The sequence below is a fragment of the Vibrio sp. MED222 genome, from assembly GCF_000153005.1.
Lineage (GTDB): Bacteria > Pseudomonadota > Gammaproteobacteria > Enterobacterales > Vibrionaceae > Vibrio > Vibrio tasmaniensis_A.
In genome coordinates this window covers 779,369-798,200 of the sequence record NZ_CH902606.1, presented here as the reverse complement: position 1 = coordinate 798,200, position 18,832 = coordinate 779,369, and the positions used below count along the sequence as shown (strand labels likewise).

General features: G+C 44.8%; 15 protein-coding genes and 1 pseudogene. 13 read left to right on the top strand and 3 right to left on the bottom strand.

All coding sequences use genetic code 11. The features are described 5' to 3' along the window. Positions 1-15: 15 nt before the first annotated feature. From MED222_RS18100 to gntR, 13 genes and pseudogenes are all read left to right on the top strand, one after another. Positions 16-1,437 (top strand): FAD-dependent oxidoreductase, encoded by a 1,422-nt coding sequence (locus tag MED222_RS18100; RefSeq protein ID WP_009845631.1) that lies wholly within the window; start codon positions 16-18, stop codon positions 1,435-1,437. Between the two features lie 227 nt (positions 1,438-1,664). Then, on the top strand, positions 1,665-2,774 hold the full coding sequence (locus tag MED222_RS18105) for a putative 2-aminoethylphosphonate ABC transporter ATP-binding protein (protein WP_009845630.1): 1,110 nt from the start codon (positions 1,665-1,667) through the stop codon (positions 2,772-2,774). A 21-nt stretch (positions 2,775-2,795) separates the two neighbouring features. Beyond that, complete coding sequence (locus tag MED222_RS18110) at positions 2,796-4,505, top strand: putative 2-aminoethylphosphonate ABC transporter permease subunit (RefSeq protein WP_009845629.1); 1,710 nt, start codon at positions 2,796-2,798, stop codon at positions 4,503-4,505. A 68-nt stretch (positions 4,506-4,573) separates the two neighbouring features. After that, a complete protein-coding gene (gene phnR / locus MED222_RS18115) occupies positions 4,574-5,278 on the top strand; it encodes a phosphonate utilization transcriptional regulator PhnR (RefSeq protein WP_009845628.1) in 705 nt (234 codons plus the stop codon). A gap of 137 nt (positions 5,279-5,415) precedes the next feature. Continuing rightward, entirely contained in the window at positions 5,416-6,318 is a 903-nt protein-coding gene (locus MED222_RS18120; RefSeq protein WP_009845627.1) for an EamA family transporter, read from the top strand. A gap of 200 nt (positions 6,319-6,518) precedes the next feature. Then, positions 6,519-7,535 (top strand): TRAP transporter substrate-binding protein, encoded by a 1,017-nt coding sequence (locus MED222_RS18125; RefSeq protein ID WP_009845626.1) that lies wholly within the window; start codon positions 6,519-6,521, stop codon positions 7,533-7,535. 65 nt (positions 7,536-7,600) lie between these two features. Next, positions 7,601-8,158 carry a TRAP transporter small permease subunit gene (locus MED222_RS18130; RefSeq protein ID WP_009845625.1) on the top strand — a complete coding sequence of 186 codons (558 nt, stop codon included), beginning with the start codon at positions 7,601-7,603 and terminating at the stop codon, positions 8,156-8,158. Continuing rightward, on the top strand, positions 8,151-9,473 hold the full coding sequence (locus MED222_RS18135) for a TRAP transporter large permease (RefSeq protein WP_009845624.1): 1,323 nt from the start codon (positions 8,151-8,153) through the stop codon (positions 9,471-9,473). The genes MED222_RS18130 and MED222_RS18135 overlap by 8 nt, the downstream gene beginning before the upstream one ends. Positions 9,474-9,591: 118 nt before the next feature. Next, positions 9,592-10,089, top strand: coding sequence for a gluconokinase (locus tag MED222_RS18140; protein WP_009845623.1), 498 nt, complete (start codon positions 9,592-9,594; stop codon positions 10,087-10,089). 3 nt (positions 10,090-10,092) lie between these two features. Then, the gene (gene gndA, locus MED222_RS18145) at positions 10,093-11,601 is read left to right on the top strand and encodes an NADP-dependent phosphogluconate dehydrogenase (protein WP_009845622.1); all 1,509 of its coding nucleotides are present in this window, start codon (positions 10,093-10,095) and stop codon (positions 11,599-11,601) included. A gap of 248 nt (positions 11,602-11,849) precedes the next feature. Then, a pseudogene (locus MED222_RS22415) lies at positions 11,850-12,053 on the top strand (peptidase T); the annotation flags it as partial. Between the two features lie 24 nt (positions 12,054-12,077). Continuing rightward, entirely contained in the window at positions 12,078-12,809 is a 732-nt protein-coding gene (gene pepE, locus MED222_RS21395; protein WP_032555148.1) for a dipeptidase PepE, read from the top strand. Between the two features lie 310 nt (positions 12,810-13,119). Beyond that, positions 13,120-14,121: a gluconate operon transcriptional repressor GntR gene (gene gntR / locus MED222_RS18150; RefSeq protein WP_083784033.1), complete on the top strand. Its 1,002-nt coding sequence runs from the start codon at positions 13,120-13,122 to the stop codon at positions 14,119-14,121. Positions 14,122-14,235: 114 nt separating this feature from the next. On the opposite strand, the gene MED222_RS18155 is transcribed toward gntR, so the two are convergent. The 3 genes from MED222_RS18155 to MED222_RS18165 all read right to left on the bottom strand — a co-directional run bounded on the left by MED222_RS18155 (position 14,236) and on the right by MED222_RS18165 (position 18,480). Then, entirely contained in the window at positions 14,236-15,018 is a 783-nt protein-coding gene (locus MED222_RS18155; protein ID WP_009845619.1) for a siderophore-interacting protein, read from the bottom strand. A gap of 203 nt (positions 15,019-15,221) precedes the next feature. Continuing rightward, positions 15,222-16,700, bottom strand: a complete 1,479-nt coding sequence (locus MED222_RS18160; RefSeq protein ID WP_086027533.1) for a peptide MFS transporter — start codon at positions 16,698-16,700, stop codon at positions 15,222-15,224. 409 nt (positions 16,701-17,109) lie between these two features. Next, a complete protein-coding gene (locus MED222_RS18165) occupies positions 17,110-18,480 on the bottom strand; it encodes an L-serine ammonia-lyase (RefSeq protein ID WP_009845617.1) in 1,371 nt (456 codons plus the stop codon). Positions 18,481-18,832 lie beyond the last annotated feature (352 nt).

The following is an 18,832-nucleotide window of genomic DNA, read 5'->3' as shown; positions in this document are numbered from 1 at the left end:
AGTAAGGTACAACAAATGACAAAGCACTACTCATATTGGTTCAAGCAAGCGTTGGAACAAGAGTTTGGCAACATCAATGCGGGGCTAGATTCGGTTAAGCCGCTCCAAAAAGACGTCAACTGTGATATCGCCATTGTTGGCGGTGGCTATACGGGTTTATGGACGGCGATTTTAATCAAACAACAGCAACCCGAAAAACATGTTGTCGTGATTGAAAAAGGCCTATGTGGTAGCGGTGCTTCTGGTGCGAACGGCGGTTGCATGCTGACGTGGTCAACTAAGTATCCGACGCTGAAAAAGCTCTACGGAAAAGAACAAGCGAAATGGTTGGTTAAGGAGTCGGAAAAGGTTATATACGAGATCGAAGCCTTCTGTAACGAACACAAGATTGACGCGCATCTATATCGCAGCGGAACTTACTACACGGCGACCAATAAAGCTCAAAAGGGTGGAATGGAGCCTGTCGTTAATGAGCTGGTTAAGCAGGGTATCAATAGCTGGAAGAAGTGCGACAATTCTTTGGCTGATAAAGCGGGATCTGATCGCCACATTGAGGGTTACTACTCAGAAGCTGCGGGTAGTGTGCAGCCAGCGTTATTGGCGAGAGGCTTACGCCGCGTTGCGATCGAATTGGGTGTCGAAATTTACGAAAATACAGAGATGACATCACTCGACTATGGCTCCCCAGCTCGAATTCAAACCAAAGGCGGTTCCGTATTTGCAGATAAAGTGATTTTGGCACTCAATGCGTGGATGCACGATCACTTTAAAGAGTTCAAACGCAGCATTGTGGTTGTCTCTTCAGATATGGTAGTGACCAAGCCTATTCCTGAAAAGCTCAAGAAATTTGGCCCAGAGAAAGGGGCGGCGGTGGTGGATTCGCGTATCTTTGTCCACTACTACCGAGATACCCAAGATGGACGACTCATGTTGGGCAAAGGCGGCAATAAATTCTCGTTTGCCAATCAAGTTGAAAGCATGTTTAACCAAACCACTAGCTACCTGCCGATTCTCAATCAATCGTTTCAAAAACTGTTCCCTAAATTGGAACAAAGTGAATTCGATTACAATTGGTCTGGAGGCTCAGATCGTTCGGTCACCGGATTGCCATTTTTCGGTAATCTAAAAGGCCAAAGCAATATTTATTATGGGCTTGGTTATTCAGGCAATGGCGTTGCTCAAACCCGTATGGGCGGGAAGATCTTGTCAGCCATGGTACTCGATATCGATAATGCATGGACACGAAGCGGTTTAACCAAAGGCCCGTTGGGACACTTCCCGCCAGAGCCATTTCGCTGGGTAGGTGCGATGATGGTGCGTGATGCGGTGCGAAGAAAAGAGAACGCAGAAGATTCTGGTAACACGCCATTGTGGCTAGATAGACAGTTATCCAAACTCGCAGGTGCGGCGGGCAAAGCCGACAAGGTTGAATCATAGATTAATCTAGCGTTTAAATTAGAAGTTTACATTTAGGCTCTCAGTGACTTTTTGGTTCGTCATTGAGGGCTTTCAACGTTGAACTAACTTTTAAAGCTGAACAAATAGCAATCTTTAATGCTTATTATATCTGCAATATAACTGTCATTTAGCTACTATAAATTTGTCACTCAACTGCAATATTCTCAGTTTAAATTTGGTATATACCATATAGAGAGTGCTGTAGTATGAGCAACCAAACTTATTTGAATATTGAAAACGTTGTAAAGCAATTTGGCCAATTTACAGCGTTAAAAGACATATCCCTATCGATCGAAAAAGGTGAGTTCGTCTGTTTCCTTGGCCCGTCTGGCTGCGGTAAAACGACACTACTACGTGCGATTGCAGGGCTGGATTTACCGACCTCAGGCTCAATTGAGCAGAATGGAGCGGATACGACGTTCCTACCTCCTGAGAAGCGCGATTTTGGTATCGTATTCCAATCTTATGCTCTATTTCCCAACCTGACTGTGGAAGAGAACATCGCAATTGGTTTGAAGAATCAAGGGATGTCGACCAAAGAAGCCCTTGAGACGGTTGAGTCTTGGTTAGAGACCATCGGCTTACCAACGTCTGGTCAGAAATTCCCAAATCAGCTATCTGGTGGACAACAGCAGCGTGTTGCTCTGGCTCGTGCATTAGCGTTGTCTCCGGGCTTATTGCTACTCGATGAACCGCTTTCTGCGTTGGATGCGAAGGTAAGAACACACCTACGTGATGAGATCTGCCAACTGCAACGTAAGCTGGGTATCACTACTATTATGGTGACGCACGACCAAGATGAAGCGTTAACGATGGCAGACCGCATTGTGGTGATGAATCATGGTGTTATCGAGCAAGTGGGTGCTCCACAAGAAATCTACCAAAAACCCGTCAGTCGTTTTGTGGCTGAGTTTGTTGGCAGTATGAATTTCATTCAAGCTTCTGTTGCAGCTCAAGGCAAGATGCGCATTGCTGAGTCAATGCTGCCGTTACCTGGCTTAGATAATCTCACGCCAAATCTGGGTGATGTTTTCGATATTGCCGTTCGTCCAGAGCAAATCCAGTTTGTTGATCGTTTTAGTGAATCCTTGCCAGTGAGAATCGTATCAAGCGAATTCTTAGGGGCGTTTTATCGTGTTGAGTGTCAATTGCAACATGACTCAACGGCGAAAGAGATCATCGTTGATGTACCCGTCAAAGAGTTCAACCGATTGAAGCTGCGTCGCAGTGATATTCGTTACGTGGCGTTTGATCAAGAAGGCCTGAGAGCTTACCCATCGAAAAGCGTGCAAGTGATGAAAGACGAGGCGGCGTAAACAATCATGGAATCGACTCAAATGATGCAATCTAAGCTGCTAATTCAACGACGAGTACAACCTTTTCTGGCTCGGTTAAGCAAAGACAACGTAATTCTGTTTGGGCTGCTGGCCTTTTTGTCTGTGGTCATGACGTTGTTTATCCTGATGCCACTGTGGGCGATGTTGAAAAAGAGTGTTCAGAACGCAGATGGCGAATTTGTAGGCTTAGAGAATTTCGCTACGTATTTTGCGTCTCAAAGCTTATGGCAGTCGGTAGGCAATACGTTCACGCTTGGGTTGTTAGTGACCGTTGTCGTGGGAGTATTAGCGTTTGGGTATGCCTATGCTTTGACTCGTTCATGCATGCCTTTCAAGGGGCTTTTTCAGGTGTTGGGTTCAGCGCCGATTCTAGCTCCGTCGTTGCTTCCTGCGATCAGTTTGATCTTCTTATTTGGCAACCAAGGTATCGCCAAAGAAGTATTAGGGGGAAATTCGGTATACGGCTTGATTGGTATATCACTCGGCTTAATATTTTGGACTTTTCCACACGCCTTGATGATTCTGACTACCTCGTTAAGAACCTCTGATTCTCGTCTGTATGAGGCGGCACGTGCACTCAATACTTCATCGCTAAAAACCTTCTTCATGGTGACGTTACCTGCGGCAAAATACGGTTTGATCAGCACTCTGATCGTGGTGTTTACGCTGGTGGTTTGTGACTTTGGTGTGCCAAAGGTGATTGGTGGCAGTTATAACGTTCTATCGACTGACATCTTTAAACAAGTGGTAGGGCAACAGAATTTCTCTATGGGTGCAGTGACCAGTATTTTATTGCTATTGCCTGCGTTGCTTGCGTTTACTGTGGATCGCTGGGTTCAAAAGAAACAGAAGAGCTTGTTTGATACTCGATCCGTCGCGTACCAACCTGAACCAAACACTCTACGTGATGGCGTGTGTTTGCTCTATTGCACCATCATCTCTGCTGCTGTGGTTATCGTGCTAGGCATGGCGATATACGGTTCTATGGTCACGTTCTGGCCTTGGAACAAAGCACTCACCTTGAATAACTACAACTTCGCAGAAATGAGTACTTATGGTTGGACGCCGTTTTTCAACTCTCTAACGCTGGGTGCATGGACTGCTATTATCGGTACAGTGTTGATTTTCCTTGGTGCATATTGCATTGAGAAAGGCAGAGCATTTGGTCCTGTTCGTCAAGCAATGCAGATGCTCAGTGTGGTACCGATGGCTGTTCCGGGTATGGTGTTGGGCTTGGGGTATATCTTTTACTTCAATGATTTGAGTAACCCACTCAACTTCTTGTATGGCACGATGGCGTTCTTGGTGATTAACACCGTGGTTCACTACTACACAGTCGGCCACATGACAGCGTTAACCGCATTAAAACAGCTGCCTGAGGAAATAGAAGCGACGGCGGCGTCGGTTAACCTACCGCAATACAAGCTGTTCTTTAAAGTGACGGTTCCGGTTTGTTTGCCTGCGATTTTAGATATTGCGACATACCTGTTTATTAATGCACTTACCACGACATCTGCGGTAGTATTCTTGTATTCTACCGATACGATACCTGCGTCAGTTTCAGTACTGAATATGGATGATGCGGGACAAACGGGTGCAGCAGCAGCCATGGCGGTGATGATCATGATATCGGCAGCGAGCGCGAAGTTGATTCATATGTTAATCAACAAGTTATTCGAGAAGCGCACCCAGGCTTGGCGTAAACGCTAGCGAACTATTTTATATTGCAGTTGGCCAAGGAGTGGCTGACGACAAGAACAAGAATAAAAGGAAATGAAGTGCAGTACGTAAAAATCAAAGATGTCATCGTAGAGCAGATAGAGTCGGGGATGTTAACACCACGACAGAAGCTGCCTGCGGAGCGCAAACTGGCTGAATCGTTTGATACAACACGAGTTACGTTACGTGAAGCCTTGTCTTCACTTGAAGCGGAAGGACGAATTTATCGAGAAGACCGACGAGGTTGGTTTATCTCTCCAGCGCCACTGCGTTACGATCCAACACAAACACTGAACTTCACTAATATGGCTTTGTCGCAGAATCGTAAGCCGAAAACAGAATTAGTGGCAGCGAAAGGCATGTTAGCAACCAAGGAAGCAACTAAGCTTCTTGAGCTGCAACCTTTTTCGGATGTTTATCGAGTAGACAGAGTTCGTTATCTTGAAGACAGACCCGTTGTGTATGTGACCAACTACATTCGACCTGAGCTGTTCCCTAATTTGCTTGATTATGACTTGTCTAAATCGTTGACGGACATCTACCGTGAGCACTTTGGCGTGGTGTATCAGAAGATCCGTTACCGAGTGAGCACAACGTCTTTGCTTGGCGAAACCGCGCAAGCCCTGCGTGCGACTTCTGGTTCTCCGGCTATGGTGGTTGAGCGTGTTAATTACAATCAAGACGGTGATTTGATTGATTGCGATATTGAATATTGGCGTCATGACGCGATCAGCATTGAGTCGATCGCACAGCTAGAGCGCTAGTCATACGTTATAGCGTTGGCATACCTGCAATTATGCAGGATTGCCCAATTGAAACGCTCAAAGGTCTCTTATTCGGAGGCCTTTTTTATCACCTGTTGTCAGCCGTTGTGCTAATTCATCAATAATTTAGGAATGAAATGGAATTCTCTGCCATTGTCATCGTGATCATTTCGGCTCTGCTTCACGCGGGTTGGAACGTTCTAGGTAAATCTAATCAAGGCTCGGGCTCGTCATTCTTCTTAGCCTCTGGCTTTGCCGCCGCAGCGATATTGACGCCTTACTTGATCTGGTATGTTCACAGTGTTGGACTGTCAAATATCTTACTTCCATTCTGGCAACTGGTTTTCTTGAGTGGGATCTGTCAAATCATCTATTTGATTGGGTTAGGCGCGGCCTATAAACAAGCTGATATCGGTGTGATTTACCCAATGGCACGGGCACTGCCTGTGTTGATGGTGGGTTTAGGCACGGTGTTGATAGGCTATGAATTGTCGGCGAATCAATGGATTGGGTTCACTTTAATAACATTAGGCTGCTTGTTTGTACCACTTAAGCAGTTTTCAGATCTTAGGTTAAAAGCGTATCTCAACCTTGGCGTACTGTGGGCGTTGATCGCGGCCATTGGTACCACGGGCTATTCCATCATTGATAAAGAGGCGCTTCTATTATTAGAGCCTCTAAGCACACAAATCGTTACTAACAAACACACTGCGATTTTCTACCTAGGCATTCAGTTTTGGGCGATTGTGATTCCGCTGAGTGTTTGGTTATTCGTAACCAACCAAAGAATCGAATTTCATAATGCTTGGTTATTGCGTAAAAGAGCAACACTTGCTGGCATCATGATGGCTTCGACTTATGGTTTGGTGTTATTTGCGATGACCATGACAGAGAACGTCAGCTTGGTTGTTGCACTTAGGCAAGTCAGTATCATCTTCGGCGTAGTGATGGGGATCTACTTTTTAAAGGAAAAGTGGCACGTTACACGTGGTGTAGGCGTCGTTTTTATCATTGCTGGCTTAGTTATCTCACTGACTTAAAAAGAAATTAAATCCTACCTCCAACCTATAATGTGACTTTTTAGTCGCATTTTTCTTATTGATAGCAAACGTTTTACTAATGTTAAAGATGTGATCCTTCTCATAGACAAGGCTGTAAAGTTACCGGTAACATCCACCTCAACGTTACCGGTAACATATAATTACAAACCGGACTCTGTGAAACTCATAAGGATACCCAAATGAAAGCTCTGACTAAAACGCTGATTGCTGCCTCCCTCACTGGTCTATTTGCTACTTCAGCAATGGCTGCAGACTTTAAACTTAAAATTCAATCTTCAGACCCTTCTGGTGACTTGAACTTCAAAGTTCAGCAGAAGTGGGCTGAGCGCGTAGAGACGATGTCTAACGGACGTATTGATATCGATCTTCTGCCTGTAGGCGCTGTGGTTAAGCACACAGAAACGCTAGGCGCGATCAAAATGGGCATCCTAGATGGTCACATCACAGCAACAGGTTACTTCTCTGGTAAAGATCCAGCATTTGGTCTTATCGGTAACATGGTTGGCGCATGGTCAGACACTACACAACTGCTTCAGTACATGAACTACGGTGGTGGTAATGAGCTAATGACCGAACTGTACAAGCCTTACGGAGTTCAGTTTGTTGGTGCTTCTACGACGGGTGTTGAATCTTTCATTTCTAAAAAGCCAATCGATGGTGTTGCGGATCTTAAAGGCCTGAAATTACGTGCGCCTGAAGGCCTAGTTCAACAAGTATTTGCAGCCGCGGGGGCAACTCCAGTAAACCTGCCGGGTTCTGAAGTATTTACTGGCCTGAGCAAAGGTGTAATTGATGCCGCGGATTACACGGTATTCTCTACCAACCAAAAAGCGGGCATGAACGATATCGCTACTCACCCAGTTCAACCGGGTTTCCACTCATTGCCGCTTATCGATATCTCTATTTCTCAGAAGAAATGGGACAAGATGCCAGCTGATCTACAAACAATGCTGCAAACATCAGTGCGTGACTTCTCTTACGACATGACGACTCAGCTGAAAATGGCTGACCAAGCTGCGCTTAAAGAAGCTCAAGCGAACCCTGAAATTACTATCCACGACTGGTCTCAAGAAGAGCGTAAGAAGTTCCGTGAAATCGCGAAAGGCCAATGGAAGGTATTTGCCGAGCGTTCTGATAACGCAGGAAAAGTTTACACCTCAGTGACTGTGTTCCTAGAAGAAAACGGCTTACTGTAATTCAAACTTAGTTTACTGACGGGGGAGGGCACTGCTCTCCCGTATTTTCCCAGGAAATTTGGCTCATGACCGATAAAATCCCCCACGCCCCAGCTGAAAACGACGAGCAACCAAGAAATGCGCTTGATCGTTTTGTTATAAAGTTCAGTAATCTCGTTAGCTGGTTGTTTATTTTTACTGTATTGATTTCATTTTATGAAGTTGTGATGCGTTACGCATTCGATGCCCCGACCACATGGGTACATGAAACAGCTTCTTTCATCGGTGGTTCTTTATTCATTATTGGTGGTATCTACGCGTTTGCTGCGAATAAGCATGTACGTGTTGTTCTTATCTACGATTCAGTGTCTAACCAAACACGTAGATATCTTAATCTTGTTCACCACATTGTTGGTTTGGCCTTTGCTGGCATGCTCGCTTACGCGGCTTATTTCACTGCGGAAGAAGCGTGGTTTGCACCTTGGGGTGAATTCCGCCTTGAAACATCAGGCTCAGTGTTAAACGCGCCTTATCCAGCGTTGCTGAAAGGCCTGATCTTTGTCGTTTTGTGTGTTCTTGTTGTCCAGTTTGTATTGCACCTAATCCAAGAGTTGATGGGTCTAAGGAAGAATGACGATGTTTGATTTATCTTCTATTGGTATCGCATGGGGCAGTTTGCTCATGCTGGTTATGATGATTGGCTTGCTACTGACCGGTATGCAGCTAGCGTTCGTAACAGGCTTTGTCGCGATTTTCTTCACTCTGTGTTGGTTTGGTCCTGATGCCTTACCTTTGATCGCAAGCCGTACCTACAGCTTTGCTTCTGGTTATGTTTTCCTTGCTGTTCCGATGTTCGTATTGATGGCGGCTTTATTAGACCGTTCGGGTATCGCGCGTGATTTGTTTGATGCAATGAAATCTGTCGGCCGTAAGGTTCGTGGTGGTGTTGCAGTTCAAACGCTATTAGTAGCGGTTCTATTGGCTTCGATGTCAGGTGTTATCGGTGGTGAAACGGTACTACTGGGTATTCTTGCTCTGCCACAAATGCTTCGCTTGGGTTATGACCGTAAGCTTGCTATCGGTACAACCTGTGCGGGTGGCGCACTTGGTACCATGCTTCCACCAAGTATCGTACTGATCATCTACGGTATGACCGCCAGCGTATCGATTGGCGACCTGTTTAAAGCGTCATTCTTACCAGCGTTTATTCTTGCTGGCTGTTACATCGGCTACGTGCTGATTCGTTGTAAGCTAAACCCTTCTCTTGCGCCAATTCCAAGTGATGATGAGACAGAAGAAGACATCGCCAATCAGCCAAGCTACTTCAAAGCTCTGTTCTTCCCATTGCTTTCTGTCGCAACGGTTTTGGGCAGTATCTACACAGGTATCGCTTCAGTAACAGAAGCGTCTGCCTTGGGTGTAGTTGGCATCATGATCAGTGCGCTAATCCGTGGTGAACTGAACTTCAACATGTTGAAGGAGAGTGCCATCGCAACCATGCGTACTTGCGGCATGATCATGTGGATTGGTATCGGTGCAAGCGCATTGGTTGGTATCTACAACCTGATGGGCGGTATTGATTTTGTTGAAGAAACCATCCTTGCGCTCAGTGGCGGTAACGCGACAGTAACGCTATTAATCATGATGGCTATCTTGTTGGTACTAGGCATGTTCCTTGACTGGGTAGGTGTAGCACTTCTAACAATGCCAATCTTCGTTCCAATCATCACTGGCCTTGGTTTTGACCCAGTATGGTTCGGCGTTGTGTTCTGTCTAAACATGCAGGTGTCGTTCTTGTCACCACCATTTGGTCCTGCGGCATTCTACTTGAAATCAGTAGCACCAAAAGACATCAGCTTAGGTGAGATTTTCTCTTCATTACTGCCGTTCATTGCACTTCAAGTATTGGTTCTGGCACTGGTTATTATCTTCCCTCAGCTCGCGCTTTGGTGGCAATAACAGCGAAGGTTCCTGAGTGAGTTTAACGTTCAGGAACCTATCAATAGCAACACAAGTTTAACTATTAGATTCGATTGTCAGCCCCTGTTTTGGTTGGGGCTTAGGGAAGGCTTGCCTTATGAAAAGCAAAAAAATACTCGTGATGGGCGTATCTGGATGCGGAAAAAGCCTGATTGGCAGCCGTATCGCGCAGGCTTTAGAACTTCAATTCTTTGATGGCGATGACTTCCATCCGCAAAGCAACGTTGAAAAAATGCGTCAAGGTATCCCGCTGACTGACGAAGATCGTCAAGGATGGCTAGAAACACTGAATAAGCAATATATCGAACAACCAAGTGCTGTGATTGCATGCTCTGCATTGAAACCTCAATACCGCGAGATTCTGCGAGAGAACAATGAAGACTTAGTGATTGTTTACCTTCAGGGCAGTTTCGATACGATTTGGAATCGCCATAAAGCTCGTGAAAACCATTACTTTAATGGTCAAGAAATGTTGAAAAGCCAATTCGCAACCTTGGTTGAACCTGAGCTAGATGAAGCGCTATTTGTCGATATATCGCAAGATGTTGAGCAAGTCGTAGAAAGTGCACTCAAACAAATTAAGCAGATAGGTTAAACCATGACTCAGATAAAAAATGACATCGCGATGATTGGTTTAGGCGTGATGGGCAAAAGCCTTGCGCTCAACCTACTGGATAACGGCTTTAACGTTGCTGGCTTTGACTTGAATACAGACAATATTGATCGCGCCAGTTTAGAAGCAAAGCTGCTTAATGAATCGTTTACTGGTAAAGGTCAGTGCACACAAGGGACTAGCCTTGAACATGTGCTGCAAGGGCTCGCGAAACCGCGTGTCATCGCTTTGTCGGTTCCTGCTGGAAAACCTGTCGATATCGTCGTCAATAGCTTGCTTGATGCTGGCTTAGAAAAGGATGACATTGTTATCGATACAGGTAACAGCCTTTGGACAGATACCGAGGCGCGTGAAGTGAACTACAAAGGCAAACTGCGCTTCTTTAGCACCGCCGTTTCTGGTGGTGAAGAAGGCGCTCGTGTTGGCCCTGCGCTCATGGCGAGTGGTGACCAATCGGCTTGGCAATATGTGAAACCGATGTGGGAAGCGATTGCTGCAAAAGTGGATGCTAATGGACTACCGGTTGCTCAGTTTGAAGCGGGTGAAGCGTGCGCGGCGTATGTTGGTCCTTCTGGCACAGGGCACTATGTGAAAATGGTACACAACGGTATTGAATATGCAGACATGCAGCTAATTTGTGAAGTTTACCAGTTCATGCGTGATGTGCTTAATATGCCAGCACAAGAGATTGGACAAGTCTTTGAGCAATGGAACAACGGTGTGCTTAATAGTTACCTGATGGAAATCAGTGCCGATATTCTTCAACAAGAAGATGTGGTGACGGGTAAGCCATTCGTTGATGTTGTGCTTGATAAAGCAGGGCAGAAAGGCACGGGATTGTGGACAGCAGTTAACAGCCTTCAAGAAGGGTGTCCAACCCCAACCATTGCTCAAGCGGTTTATGCACGTGCGATGAGCGGTCAGAAATCACAACGCGTTCAAGGCAGCAAGCTTCTTAAAGGCAATGTTGCCGATGCGAGTCAGTTGGATAAAACAGAAGTTATTTCTGAGCTTCATGATGCTCTATATTGCGCCAAGTTGTCTGTTTATGCACAAGGCTTTGATTTATTAAAGACAGCGTCAGACAAAGAGGGTTGGAATCTCGATTTCACTCAAATAGCTAAGATCTGGCGAGCCGGTTGTATTATTCGTGCCGCATTCTTGCAAAGTATCACATCGGCTTACCAACAAAATAGTGAGCTTGAGAACCTGTTATTTGATGAGGCTTTCATCAAACAAGTGGAAGAGCGTGAGCTTGCTTGGCGCATCGCGGTAGCGAACTCAGCTCTGTATGGTGTGCCGATGCCGGGAATCAGCTCTGCTCTGAGTTACTTCGACTCATTACGTTGTGAGGTTTTGCCTGCAAATCTGCTGCAAGCGCAACGTGACTATTTTGGTTCTCATACTTATTCGCGAGTCGATAGAGATGAAGCTGAAAAATTTCACGTGACTTGGAGTCAGTCTCCAAGAACTGAAGTAAAAGTGAACGCTTAAACAATCAATAACGCCCTCAAATAAGAGGGCGTTATTTTTATTCGTTTTAAACTAAAACAAACATGTAGAACAATGTTGAACAAATCTATTAACTACTGACGTCACCATAACGTATGACCATCATCTCAACATGACTATCATAGGTTGCGCACCTTTGGTTGTGGGGATAATAGATTCCCTTGATTACTTCATGGTTGTTATAGAAAAGTTTTCCCCAAATTGAAAAGATGTTTAATGATTTCGATTATTACAATAATGCTGGAATAGAAATGCGTTCAATTCTTTCGCGTTATGGTTATGACGGGACTGTTTTATCTCAAAAGGTCATTCCTTTTCCGAACTTGTTTACTGGCGCACATTACTTCCCCTCAATTTATGAATACTTACCCGTAGAGCCTTTGAAAGCAGCAAGCGCTGTAGTTCAAGAGAATATCAAAATAATATATAGTAAATTTGCAAATTGTAGTGAGGTTGTAATGAATGTAATGCTATTTAGTAACGGTAAGTTACCAGGTGACACATCACTTTTAGAGTATGGTAAAGAGTGGATTCGTCCAATGATGGAAAAGACTCAGCCTAAAAAAATGTTGTTTATTCCATTCGCAATGATTCGAGGGCAATACTCGGATCGCACGCAGCAATTACAGCAAGTGTTCGATGAATATGATTGCGAAGTGGTGAGTATTCATGAAGCCGAAGACCCAGTGCAAGCCTTGAAAGAGGTTGATGGTATCATCATTAGTGGCGGTAATACGTGGGTACTTAACCGTATGCTTCACGACCTAGGCTTGGTAATACCGATGCGTGATGCTGTGATCAACAAAGGTAAGCTGTTTATTGGTTGGAGTGCGGGAACAAATGTCGCAACCCCAACGATCCGTACTACTAATGATATGCCAATTGTCAGTGCCGCTATCTTGCCTGCGCTTATTTTGTGCCCATTTCAGATTAACCCTCACTATATAGAAGCATCCATTTCTGGGCATATGGGCGAAACACGTGATGAACGTATTGAAGAGTTCTTGTGCATGAACCCAAGTGAAGTCGTTGTTGGTATCCCTGAAGGGACGATGCTGCAAGTGTGTGAAGGAAAATTAACGTACCACACCGCGACAGGCAAGCCAATGAAGCTCTTTAAGCATGGTCAACTTGCTGAAACGTTCACGGCGGACAGCGATCTTGCATTCTTGATGGACATCGGTTGCTAGGTAACGAATAGAGACAGGCTACTGCCTCTTAATAGGGGTTGGCTATGTACGCAATTGCAATGGGTTATACGAAACCCCAATCTTGATCATCCAAGGTTGGGGTTTTTAATACGTAATATACACATCAAGTGTAAGTTGAGAACTTATTGACCATCGTCTTCGAAAATAAGAATTGTTAGTTTTATTGGTGGCAAAGCGACGTGTGTGTTTATGATCTGATATCAAGTTTTAGGTGTTTAGTTCTTCTAAAGTAGTCGAAATTCGTTACTATGTTACCAGTAACATTAATCGTAACCATGATGCTGTCAGTATGCTAAGTAAGAAAAAACGTCCCACATTACAAGATGTTGCCAACCTAGTTGGTGTCACCAAAATGACCGTCAGTCGCTGTCTAAGAGACTCTTCACAGGTATCAGAAGCACTGCGAGATAAGATCAGCGCTGCAGTCGACGAGTTAGGTTACATCCCTAATCGTGCGCCAGACATTCTTTCTAACGCAAAAAGCAATGCTATCGGTGTTCTTGTTCCCTCGTTAACTAACCAAGTTTTCGCCGAAGTTATCCGTGGCATTGAACAAGTCACCGCGCCTGCAGGCTACCAAACCATGATTGCCCACTATGGCTATAGCGCAGAACTGGAAGAGCGAAGCATCGCTTCACTGCTTTCTTACAACGTTGACGCGATTATCCTGTCAGAAAATGTGCACACAGATAGAGCGCGTAAAATGCTGCAGACTGTTTCTATCCCTGTGATTGAAATTATGGATTCGGTGTCTCCCCGTATTGAACAAGCAGTGGGCTTTGATAACTTTGAAGCGGCTAGAGCGATGACTAAAACCATGCTCGATCGAGGGCGTACCAATATCGCTTATTTGGCTGCTCGAATGGATGAACGTACTCGCTTGAAAATGGCGGGATATGAGCATGCGATGCAAGAGGCCGATAAAACGCCAGTAACGCTGCAAACGGAAGACGCGTCCTCGTTTACTTTAGGCGCAAAACTGATTGGTGAGTTACTTGATAAGCATCCTGAAGTGAATGGTATTTTCTGTACTAACGATGATTTGGCCATTGGTGCTTTTTACGAATGCGTACGACGTGGTATTCAAGTACCCGAGAAGATGGCGATTGCGGGTTTCCACGGACACGACATCACAGTGGCGATGACGCCGCGTTTAGCGACTGTAGTAACACCAAGGGAGCAGATCGGTAAAGTCGCTGCACAGCAAGTTGTAGCGCGTCTACAAGGCAACAAAGAATGGGTGGCGAAGCTGGATCTCGGTTACGAGATTGAAGTGGGAGAGAGTATTTAATCTTACACTTCGGCTTTGCTCTTCATTGGATTCAAACTAAAACGCCCTTAACGAGATGAACTTCGCTAAGGGCGTTTTTATTTATCTGGCAAAAAGATGTATGTAGTAACAGACTTAACCCGCTAAAGCTTGAGCATCTTGTTGCTTCAACACTTTGTGGCCGTCTTCAGTGACGCCACGTTTCCAGTAGCTGCTGATGTAGATGTTCTCTTTCGCGACTTCTTTTTCGTTGCGGAAGTATTGTCTCAGCTCGCGCATGCTTTCAAACTCACACGCTGCCCAAATTGAAACCTGACCGTCTAACCATTCTAAATTGCGAACCGTTTGTGAAAGTGTTTCTTCAGTTTCATCTTCAATCAACCAAGTGACTTTTATACCTTTAGGTGCTTCAAGCGTTTGTTTATCTGCTGCTGAATTGATCTGGATGACGGCGTGACCTATTGCGTGCTCTGGAAGCGATTTTACTTTTGCAGAAAGCGCAGGTAGGGATGTCATGTCTGCAGCTAAGAAGAACCAGTCTGACCCTAGGTTAAGTCCTTGAATTAAACCTGGGCCAGCCACTGAAACTGTGTCACCCACTTTCGCGTTCATTGCCCACCTTGCTGCAAAACCACACTGCAAATCTGTAGTGATGTGGCGAACGAAATCAACCTCAATCCAGTTTTCTACAGGGTTGTACTGACGAATGGTGTAAGTGCGCATGGTTGGGCGCTCATATTCGTTCAGTTGGCTTAAATCAGTGGTGCCGAGTGGCGAGAACAAAAGCTTGATGTAGCCGCCGGCACATTCGGTTGGGTACTTACTTAATCCTTCACCGCTAAGCGTTATACGCTGCATGTTCGGTGTAATGGTTGAGGTTTGAGTAACAGTTAATGTGATAGGGCTAGGCTTGCTCATATAAGGCTCTCTCAGGTTCTGATTCCGACATCATAATCCTGAACTAAAAAACACTCAATACTAATAGTTATCATTTACTTTGATTTACACAGAGCAACGTAACTTGAATCACCAATTTATTTACCCTGGCATCCATACCGACAAAAAAGCCCTTTAGAAAACTAAAGGGCTTGAAGTGTTATAGCTATTTAACGTGAGCAGAATTAGCTGTTTGCTTGCTCTAGTTCGATCGTCTCATCTGCGGCTTTCGCTGCGTCTAGCATCTTACGAATAATGAACGATGCTGCCATTGCGATACCTACCATTACAACCGCTAGAACAGTCAGCATTTGGAAGTAATCACCGTAAACCGTTTGAACGATCTCTTGTGTGATCTCTTGGCCTTTCTCAAGTGCAATAGACGTTGAGAATACGGCACCAACAATGCCTGACATTGCGATTGCTACAGAGAATAAGCTTACTGAGAAGTTCTCGATGTGCTTAGGTGCAACAGACAGAATGAAGGCTACAACCATAGAACCAACAATAACTTCACCAAATGCTAGGAAGAAGTGGATTGCTAAGAACACTTCAGGGCGAATCAGAATGTCTTCACCTACGGTCGTTACTGCCATCGTTAAGATACCGAAAGCGATCGCCGTCAGAATGAAAGAGAAACCTACTTTGGTTGCGGTAGAGAAGTGAATATTTTTCTTTTCTAGCTTAGAGAAGATACCCGTAATAATAGGGCCTGCAACCATACACCAAAGTGGGTTCATTGCCATTGAAGCTTCCGGGGCTACAGGGATGAAGCCGAGTAGATCGCCACGCATTGTGTTGATCGCTACCATTGTCATCGACGTCATCATTTGGCCGTAGTACACGAAGAAGCATGTCGTCAGAAATGTGATGATTAAGATAGTACCCATTTTCAGCATGTCTGATTTCTTCGATTTCATCATCAAAGAGACAAAGTAGATGATTGCTGCCGCGCCGATCGCGTAAACGATGTTCTGACCAATATCCATGTTAGAGAACATGAAAAATACCAAGCCAATCATTGCAGCAGAAAGACCAAGGAACGCAGCCCAGTTTTTCGTGCTAACTGGTTTTTGGTCGATTTCAGCACTTGCTTCAACAAGGCCTTTGCGAACAAAGAGCATCATCAGAAGTGCAGCACCTGCTAGAACACCTGAAAGAAGGAAGCCACCGTGGAAACCGACAACTAGCACTAGCATTGGGAACAGGTATTGACCTAATAGAGCACCAATATTGTTTACTGAGTAGTTGATTGGGTAGCAATTTTCGAAATCTTCTTGAGTTTTGAACGTGCGTTTGTAAAGACTTGGGTAAGAAGGGGACATCAAACCACGCGCATAACTCGCTAAAGCAATACCACATAATGCCATTGGAACATTAGTCGCTGCGGCACCGAGTACCAGTAGACCGTACCCACTTGCGAATCCGAGAAAGGCAATGGTCAATGATCGGTATGCGCCTAAAAATTTGTCGGCGATGAAACCGCCTGCGATAGCAAATAGCGGTCCGATTGCAGAGAAAGCACCAACAACCATCATGGTGTCGGCTTCGTTGTAGTTCAGATCTTCAAGGAAGAAACGAGTCAAGATCACCATGACGCCATAGAACGAAAGTCCGAACATCATTTGGCAGAACATCATTGATTTGTTTAATCTATTCCACATTATTTTATTCTCACATTTGTGTTGATATGTAGTGTAATTACCCAATTATAATATCATTAATAGCAATACATAAAATGAAACATTTGATGTGTTCGTTACTTTGCTCTCTATATCTTTTCTTATCGAGCGATTCATTTTTCTCATGCATTAAATATGCAATATTAGATTTTGCTAGTGGATGGTTGTGTAAATGTCGGTCAGATTTATTTGTTGCTAATTCGCGAGCCAAGAACGGAAAGTTACAGGTGGAAATCTTGTAAAATATTCAAGTGAGTATCACTTTCAATTAGCTGTTGGATTTTAGCCAATAAAAAAGCCAGCTTGGTGGCTGGCTTTGTTTGGGTATCGAAAACGACGTTTACGATAATGCCGTCTCTACAGCGGCTTTCTCGACTCGTGTTCTTAGCGGTTATTCACAAGGAGGAGCCATGTGGATCACGGCCAAGCCACCTAAGGACGTTTCACGGTACTTTTTGTTCATGTCTTTACCTGTTTGGTACATGGTTGCGATAACCTTGTCTAACGAGATAAGACACTTACTGGTGCGTTTCAGCGCCATACGTGATGCGTTGATGGCTTTCATTGCGCCCATTGCATTGCGCTCGATACATGGCACTTGAACAAGCCCACCGATCGGATCACATGTCATGCCTAGTGAGTGTTCCATAGCGATTTCAGCTGCGATGCAGATTTGTTCGTTGCTACCACCGCGTAGGGCGGTTAAGCCTGCTGCAGCCATTGATGAAGATACGCCAACTTCGCCCTGACAACCCACTTCTGCACCAGAAATCGAAGCGTTGGTTTTGTACAAGATGCCAATAGCGCCAGAGACTGCTAAAAAGTCTTTCAACTGCTTAGTGTCTAGCTCTTTGATGAAGCGGTGGTAGTACATTAGTACCGCAGGGATAACGCCAGCCGCACCGTTAGTTGGCGATGTTACGACTTGTCCACCCGCAGCGTTTTCTTCACTCACAGCAAAGGCAAATAGGTTAATCCAATCCATGATCTCCATTGGATCGTTTTCAATCGAAGCATTGGCCTCAAGCTTTTTCAAAAGAGCAGGGGCTCGACGCGTCACTTCTAGACCGCCATCAAGGATGCCTTCGGTGTCGAAGCCTCGCTGCATGCACAGAGACATCACCTTCCAGATTTGGTCGGCTTTTTGGTCAATCACGTCCATGCCTTGAAAAGACACTTCATTGCGCAGGATTAAGCCACCAAGGCTAAGCCCTTGCTGCTCTGACAATTCAAGTAGTTGGTTGGCAGAAGAAAAAGGGAACTCAACTTGTGTTTCTGCTTCTTGCTTGCCGTTTTGTAGCTCATCAGCGGTTGCAATAAAGCCACCACCAATTGAGTAATATGTTTCCATCTCTAAAAGACTACCGCTTGCGTCAAAAGCAGAGATGGTCATGCCATTTTCATGCAGCGGAAGGTTGGTTTTATGGAACAGCAAGTCGCTTTCTACGTCGAAGTGAATTTCATGGTTACCGCTAACCAGTAGAGACTTATCTTCAATTGCTTTACGCATTGCTTTGTTAGCACTGGTAATTTTAATGGTGTCGGGGCGGTTGCCGAGTAAACCTAATAAGGTCGCTCTGTCTGTATGGTGACCAATACCCGTTAATGATAACGAGCCGTATAAGTCGATTTGAATACGCTCTACTTGTGTAAGCTGAGCATCAATTTTTTGGGTAAAGTTAAACCCAGCGATCATTGGTCCATTTGTGTGGGAGCTGGACGGCCCAACCCCAATTTTGTAGATATCAAAAATAGACAGCATAGTAACTTCCTGTGAAGACGGTTCGATGAACGAACTCTGTGTAAAATTTGTATTTCGTTAGTTCCACTTCTTTGAGTGAACCTGTTCTTTGGGTGAAGCAGTTCTTTGGCTGAAACAGTTATTCGATTGAGCTGGCTCTTTGCTTGAAAGGTCTCTTTTATTGAAACTCGTGTTAACAAGCATAGAGCGATGAAATACAAGAGCGTGCTATGTTTGCTTTAAAGCGACACGTCTATTCTTGTATGACCCGAGATGTTGCTATCAATAGTGAGCATTATTGATAGCAACATGTAAGAATTTCAAAATACTTTTGTTAATAAGTATTGTATACATAATTCACTCCATCTAATCA

Coding starts and splice junctions, on each gene's coding strand:
- MED222_RS18130 (WP_009845625.1), top strand. CDS start 7,601: ATGACCGATAAAATCCCCCACGCCCCAGCTGAAAACGACGAGCAACCA.
- MED222_RS18165 (WP_009845617.1), bottom strand. CDS start 18,480: ATGCTGTCTATTTTTGATATCTACAAAATTGGGGTTGGGCCGTCCAGC.
- MED222_RS18100 (WP_009845631.1), top strand. CDS start 16: ATGACAAAGCACTACTCATATTGGTTCAAGCAAGCGTTGGAACAAGAG.
- gntR (WP_083784033.1), top strand. CDS start 13,120: ATGCTAAGTAAGAAAAAACGTCCCACATTACAAGATGTTGCCAACCTA.
- MED222_RS18105 (WP_009845630.1), top strand. CDS start 1,665: ATGAGCAACCAAACTTATTTGAATATTGAAAACGTTGTAAAGCAATTT.
- pepE (WP_032555148.1), top strand. CDS start 12,078: ATGAATGTAATGCTATTTAGTAACGGTAAGTTACCAGGTGACACATCA.
- MED222_RS18135 (WP_009845624.1), top strand. CDS start 8,151: ATGTTTGATTTATCTTCTATTGGTATCGCATGGGGCAGTTTGCTCATG.
- MED222_RS18125 (WP_009845626.1), top strand. CDS start 6,519: ATGAAAGCTCTGACTAAAACGCTGATTGCTGCCTCCCTCACTGGTCTA.
- MED222_RS18155 (WP_009845619.1), bottom strand. CDS start 15,018: ATGAGCAAGCCTAGCCCTATCACATTAACTGTTACTCAAACCTCAACC.
- gndA (WP_009845622.1), top strand. CDS start 10,093: ATGACTCAGATAAAAAATGACATCGCGATGATTGGTTTAGGCGTGATG.
- MED222_RS18160 (WP_086027533.1), bottom strand. CDS start 16,700: ATGTGGAATAGATTAAACAAATCAATGATGTTCTGCCAAATGATGTTC.
- MED222_RS18140 (WP_009845623.1), top strand. CDS start 9,592: ATGAAAAGCAAAAAAATACTCGTGATGGGCGTATCTGGATGCGGAAAA.
- MED222_RS18120 (WP_009845627.1), top strand. CDS start 5,416: ATGGAATTCTCTGCCATTGTCATCGTGATCATTTCGGCTCTGCTTCAC.
- MED222_RS18110 (WP_009845629.1), top strand. CDS start 2,796: ATGATGCAATCTAAGCTGCTAATTCAACGACGAGTACAACCTTTTCTG.